Origin of the sequence: Blastomonas sp. (genome assembly GCF_041747255.1) — a bacterium.
Taxonomy (GTDB): Bacteria; Pseudomonadota; Alphaproteobacteria; order Sphingomonadales; family Sphingomonadaceae; genus Blastomonas.
On the sequence record NZ_JBGTFM010000508.1, the window covers coordinates 1 to 5,810 of the forward strand.

At 61.9% G+C, this 5,810-nt stretch carries 6 protein-coding genes and 2 pseudogenes; 3 read left to right on the forward strand and 5 right to left on the reverse strand.

Annotated features, from left to right (window positions below; all coding sequences use genetic code 11):
• The 3 genes and pseudogenes from ACEW8G_RS16725 to ACEW8G_RS16735 all read right to left on the reverse strand — a co-directional run.
• Positions 1-503: pseudogene (locus tag ACEW8G_RS16725) on the reverse strand (23S rRNA (adenine(2503)-C(2))-methyltransferase RlmN); the annotation flags it as partial.
• A gap of 32 nt (positions 504-535) precedes the next feature.
• A complete protein-coding gene (locus ACEW8G_RS16730) occupies positions 536-1,036 on the reverse strand; it encodes a hypothetical protein (protein WP_373489526.1) in 501 nt (166 codons plus the stop codon).
• Positions 1,033-1,692 (reverse strand): histidine phosphatase family protein, encoded by a 660-nt coding sequence (locus ACEW8G_RS16735; protein ID WP_373489527.1) that lies wholly within the window; start codon positions 1,690-1,692, stop codon positions 1,033-1,035. The genes ACEW8G_RS16730 and ACEW8G_RS16735 overlap by 4 nt, the downstream gene beginning before the upstream one ends.
• A 195-nt stretch (positions 1,693-1,887) precedes the next feature.
• Here ACEW8G_RS16735 and dnaN point away from each other — a divergent pair, with 195 nt between their 5' ends.
• From dnaN to ACEW8G_RS16750, 3 genes are read left to right on the forward strand one after another with little or no spacing between them, the layout of a single operon-like run.
• On the forward strand, positions 1,888-3,006 hold the full coding sequence (gene dnaN / locus ACEW8G_RS16740) for a DNA polymerase III subunit beta (protein WP_373489528.1): 1,119 nt from the start codon (positions 1,888-1,890) through the stop codon (positions 3,004-3,006).
• 12 nt (positions 3,007-3,018) lie between these two features.
• Positions 3,019-3,438, forward strand: a complete 420-nt coding sequence (locus tag ACEW8G_RS16745; protein WP_373489529.1) for a hypothetical protein — start codon at positions 3,019-3,021, stop codon at positions 3,436-3,438.
• Positions 3,417-3,791, forward strand: coding sequence for a hypothetical protein (locus tag ACEW8G_RS16750; protein WP_373489530.1), 375 nt, complete (start codon positions 3,417-3,419; stop codon positions 3,789-3,791). Before ACEW8G_RS16745 ends, ACEW8G_RS16750 begins: the two co-directional genes overlap by 22 nt.
• Here ACEW8G_RS16750 and ACEW8G_RS16755 read toward each other — a convergent pair whose 3' ends face one another.
• The gene (locus ACEW8G_RS16755) at positions 3,792-5,534 is read right to left on the reverse strand and encodes an amidohydrolase family protein (protein ID WP_373489531.1); all 1,743 of its coding nucleotides are present in this window, start codon (positions 5,532-5,534) and stop codon (positions 3,792-3,794) included. It abuts the gene before it with no gap.
• 18 nt (positions 5,535-5,552) lie between these two features.
• Positions 5,553-5,810 (reverse strand): annotated as a pseudogene (locus ACEW8G_RS16760) (pyridine nucleotide-disulfide oxidoreductase); the annotation flags it as partial.

Below are 5,810 nucleotides of genomic sequence, written 5' to 3' on the forward strand. Positions count from 1 at the left end.
ACGATCTCGCCCGGCGTCAGGTTGCGCACCAGCCGCATCGTGCCGGTGTGGCAGAAGCGGCAGTTGAGCGTGCAGCCGATCTGGCTGGAGACACACAAGGTGCCGCGATCTGCATCGGGGATGAAAACCATCTCGTAGTCCTGGCCGTCATCGGTGCGCAGCAGCCACTTGCGGGTGCCATCGCTCGACACCTGCGCCTCCATGATCTGCGGGCGACCAATGACATAGCGCTCGGCGAGCCATGGCCGCATCGTCTTGGCGATATCGGTCATGCCGTCAAAATCGGTCAGCCCACGATGATAAATCCAGTGGAACAGCTGCTTTGAGCGCAGCTTGGCCTGCTTGCCATCAAGCCCGGCCTCCTCAAGCAGCACGCGAATGTCCTCGCGCATCAACCCCATCAGGTCAGTGCGGCCATCGGCACGCGGCGTAATCGCGCGTGGTACGGGCACAGGATCGATATGGCCGGGGATCGCCATGTCCATGGTTTTGTCAGCTGTCATCCGCGCCACATAGTCAATCGCGCCGTAAATTGCTACCGGCGTGCAGCACAGCCCAATGCCGCTGCATCGAGCGCGGTGGCGGCGCCTTTCAGCGTGTAGACATCGCGGATGTCGCGGCCATTATCCCCCTTCGCGCTAACCGTCATCTCGCGGGCAGAGCGCATGGCGGCGATGATGCTGGCATCCATCGCCTTGTCCTTCGCCCAGGCATCGCCGCCGCCGCCGATCAGGGTAAAGCGGCGCGCGCCGATGGTCAGCGTGATCGCGCTGTCGTTGGCGCGCTTGCGGCTGAGACGCAGATGAAACTGGCCGCGCACGCCGCGCCTGGGCCAATAGCCGATACTGGCAAAGGGGCGATACTGGCGCGCGCCGCGCACCGTTTCAGGCTGGGCGATAGCATAGCAGCGTGGCACCTGCGGATCGCGGAACGCGCCCCAGCGATCGAACATGCCCAAGCTGTCGCGGCCAATCGCCGGGCTGGTCGCGCAGGCGATCAGCACCAACGTTGCTGTGATCACCTTGCGACAGCTCAAGCGTGGCCTCCGCCGGTGCCGGTGACCACGATCTCTTCGTGCCCGCTCTCGATCATCACCACCGATCCCTGCGGCAGGCCCGCTGCCACCGGCGCGCCGAACCTGGAATGCACCGGCGCGCCGAGCAGCAGCCCGCGCAAAACCCGGCTGGAAATGCCGTGCATGATGATGAGTGTATCGCCCGGGCTAGCGCCATGATCGGCCAGCCAACCCAGCAGCCGCGCGGCGATCTGCGGATAGGTTTCGCCATCCGGGGCCGGAGTGAGCAGCATTTCGGGCGCGCTGACCACCGGCCCCACCTCTGCCACGACATCGGCATAATAGCGCCCACCCCAGCTGCCCATGCCAATCTCTGCGAGCCGAGGGTCGCGTTGGGCCTCGTGCCAGTTGAGCCCCAGATGCTCGCTGATGATCGCCAGCGTCTGCAGCGCACGCCCGGTGTCAGACGCCCACAGTGAGATCGCAGGGGCCAGACCCAGCACCTGCGCCAGCGCCGCCCCCATCGCATCGGCCTGGGCGAAGCCGTCGCGGGTCAGCGGTGTATGCAGATGGTCGCCCTGCAACCGCTTGGCCGCGTTGAACACGGTTTCGCCGTGCCGTGCGATGAACAGGCGTCCGCGCAGTTGCGGCACGGAAAAGTCAGGGGAACGGGCCATAAGACGTCCGTGTCGGCACTGCCGCGCGATTGCGCAACCATTAAGCGGCATTTTCCACAGTTTATGTCGGTTTTGATGGCTATCGGCTTGCGGCAAAAGCCATTATTGTTAATTAAGCGGGTCCGGATTCTGCATTTTGATGCCGGACCTAACATTTGGGACAGAGGCCGTTCCGCGCCTCGGGGGACTTTTTTCATGAAGGCGACAATCGAACGCGCGACGCTCCTCAAGAGCCTCAGCCATGTTCAGTCGGTGGTTGAACGCCGCAACACCATTCCCATCCTGTCCAACGTGCTGATTGAAGCCTCGGCCGATGGCGCACTGCGCTTCACCGCAACCGATCTTGATCTGCAGGTCGTGGAAACGATGAGCGCTTATGCGGTGGAATCGGCGGGCGCGATCACGGTCTCGGCGCACACATTGTTTGAGATTGCGCGCAAGCTGCCTGATGGCAGCCAGGTGATGCTCGATGCCGCCGATGGCAAGATGCTGGTGCGCGCCGGGCGCAGCCGCTTCACCTTGCCCACGCTGCCACGCGACGATTTCCCGACGATTGCCGAGGGCGAATTGCCGACGAGCTTTGAGCTGGCGGCGGCCGAGTTGGTGCAGATCATCGACAAGACCCGCTTTGCGATTTCGACCGAAGAGACCCGCTATTATCTCAACGGCATTTTCCTGCACGTTGCCGACGACGATCGCCCGGTCCTCAAGGCCGCCGCGACCGACGGGCACCGGCTCGCCCGGGTGACGCTTGACCGCCCCGAAGGCGCAGAGGGCATGCCCGACGTGATCGTGCCGCGCAAATGCATCAATGAACTGCGCAAGCTGCTCGATGAGCGCGGCGATGCCAAAGTGCAGATCGACCTGTCGGCGAGCAAGATCCGCTTCACGTTGGGCAGTGCGATCCTGACGTCGAAACTGATCGATGGCACCTTCCCCGATTACAGCCGCGTGATTCCGACCGCCAACGACAAGCTGCTCAAGATCGACCCGCGCGCATTCGAGCAGGGCGTTGACCGGGTTGCGACCATCGCCACCGAAAAGACCCGCGCAGTCAAGATGGCGCTGGAGAAGGACAAGATCACCCTCTCGGTAACCAGCCCCGAAAATGGCACTGCAGCCGAAGAGGTCGAGGGCGATTATGGCAGCGAGGGCTTCGAGATTGGCTTTAACGCGCGCTATCTGCTCGACATTTTGGGTGAGCTTGGAGGCGATGTGATCGAACTCCACCTCGCCGACAGCAGCGCCCCGACTCTGATCCGCGAAAACGACAAGGCCAGCGCGCTCTACGTGCTGATGCCGATGCGGGTTTAATGGTTCGATGCCATGGCCTTGCGTCGCGATCAGCTTCAAAAACTTGCTGAGGCAAAGCTGATTGATGGCCAAATTCTTCTTGATGCACGTCGTTTTTCGTCTGCTTACTATTTAGGCGGGTATGCCATAGAACTCGGTTTGAAGGCCTGCGCTGCGAAACAGGTCTTGGCGGAAACCATTCCCGACAAGGCGTTTGGAGACAAAATCTACACTCACGACTTTTTGACGCTGGTAAGGTTGGCGGGCTTGGCGCGCGAACTAAGGGCTGCTCAAGATGCAGACCGGCGGTTTCAGGCCAACTGGGGAATCGTTGCGGAGTGGTCGCCGAATGTGCGATATGAAGTTGTTGAGGCCATGTCAGCCCAGCTGCTGATACAAGCAGTGGTCGAGATGAACCATGGAGTAATGCAGTGGATCAAGATGCACTGGTAGCTGAGGGGCAGGTGCTGGTTCAGCTTTTGGACCAGAGCAGCATCAAACCGCGCGCAGCGATTTGGGTATATAATTCTGAGGTTGACACCTGGCGGCTCTGGATTGTGCCTTCAAGTCAAACAACTGATAAATTTGAATTTTTTAATGCAGTTGCGAATGTTATCTCAAACAATCGGGATAGACTACCTAGCCTGGATATCGGATTGATCGATTTTCGAACTGATAAAGATCCTGCGATGCAGGGCTTGGGCCAAGCATTTCATTTGGATGGAATTGGTAGCCTTCGATTGACAAACAACAGGTTTAACGGCTTTTTCCTGCCTGATGGGGTGGTCCTGCGGATGGCAATCTGATTACTCGGCCGCCACCCGCTGTTCGACAATCTGCGGGCCCCTGATCAGCCCGCCGGGCCGCGCCTTTGTGACCTCGCCTTCGCGGAAGGTCACTTCGCCCGATTTGATCGTCGCCACATAGCCATCGGCCTTTTGCAGCAGGCGCTTGCCGTCGGCGGGCAGATCGAAGGCCAGCCATGGCTGTTTCAGTTTCAGCCGGGCGAGGTCGATGATGTTGATGTCCGCGAGATAGCCGGGCTTGAGCACGCCGCGATCATTGAGCCCGTAAAGCCGCGCGGTGTCATGGCACTGGCGCTTGACCGCCAGCTCAACCGAGATGGTGCCTGCCTTGCGATCACGTGTCCAGTAGCTCAGCAGAAAGGTCGGCGCGGCGGCATCGCAGATCGTGCCGCAATGCGCGCCGCCGTCGGATAGCGAGACAACCGTATCGTCGCGCTCGAGCAGCCCTTTGATGAAATCGAGGTTGCCGTCTTGATAGTTGAGGATCGGCAGATATAGAAAGCCGTTGCCGTCATCGGCCATCAGCGCGTCATAGGCATATTCGGCCGGGTTGCGGCCCGCGCTGTCGGCGAGCAAGGCGATGCTCTCGTCGTGCGTCGGCTCGTAGGTGAAGCCCTCACGCATCGGAAACTGTAGCGCCCAGCCTGCGGTCACCAGCATTACCAATGCGGCGATATCGGGCGAGGGCGGCGGCAGGTTGTCTTCGCCAAGCAACTGCGCCTTGAACGCTGGATTCTTGAGCTGTGCCAATTGATCCCCCCAGGGCAGGTGGGCAATCGCGCGCCAGCTCGGGCGCTGAACAAACGGGTGGACGGTGCCGCGCCAGTTCATCACCACGCCGGTGCCGCGTAGCGAGATCTGCGCGACGATCCGACCGCCCGAGCGGTTGGCCTCGGCACAGGCTGCCATCTGCTCGGTCCAGTGCATCTGCTTCATCGGCGACTGCAGCATAGAGAAGGTGACCGGCAGCCCGGTTTCCTTCGACAGCTCGGTCATCCAATCGAATTCGCGCCATTCTGGCATCAGATCAGAGGTCATTTCGAACACGCCATGGCCGACCCGGCCCATCGCGCGGCCGATGCCGATCAGCTCCTCGGCGGTGGCGGTGGTGCCCGGCACCAGCACGCCATCGACCGACTTGTGCAGTACCGTGCGCGAGGAGGAAAAGCCGAGTGCTCCGGCGCGCAGCCCGTCCTCGACGATGTCCACCATTGCGGCGATATCTGCGTCGGTCGGTGCTTCGTTAGCTGCTCCGCGTTCGCCCATCACATAGGCGCGCACCGCGCCGTGCGGCACGTGCGTGCCGATGTCGATGGTGCGCGGCAGGCGCTCGAGGGCATCGAGATATTCGGGGAAGCTCTCCCAGTCCCAGGTCATGCCCTCGGCGAGTGCGGTGCCGGGAATGTCCTCGACTCCTTCCATCAACCGGATCAGCCAGTCGTGCCGATCGGGCGCGGCGGGCGCAAAGCCGACCCCGCAATTGCCCATCACCACCGTGGTCACGCCGTGCCAGGCAGATGGCGCCATCACGTCATCCCAGGTCGCCTGCCCGTCATAATGGGTGTGGATGTCGACGAAGCCGGGGGTCACGATCAGCCCATTGGCGTCGATTTCCTCGCGCGCATGGCCAGCAATGTCGCCGATGTTGGCGATAATGCTGCCCTTGATGGCAATGTCGCCGACATACGGCGCGCCGCCAAGGCCATCGTAGATGGTGCCGCCACGGATGATCAGGTCGAACATGCAAATCTCTCCTGCTGCTTATTGCCGGGCGGCCAGCATCTCGGCGATGCGGGTGAATTTCTCGCGGGGTGATCCGGGCCGGGCGCGCGCGGCTTCGGCTTGTTCGATGATCTTCCAGTCGACAAAGCTGACCGGATCAACGCCGCGCCGGATAAGCAGCGGCTGCAACGCGTCATAACCCTTGCGGCCCGCGCCCTTGCTGAGGTCGGCGGCAATCTGTGCGGCGGCGAGCGCGCCATCGGGCTTGTTGGTGCCGATGGTGCCGCTGGGGCCGCG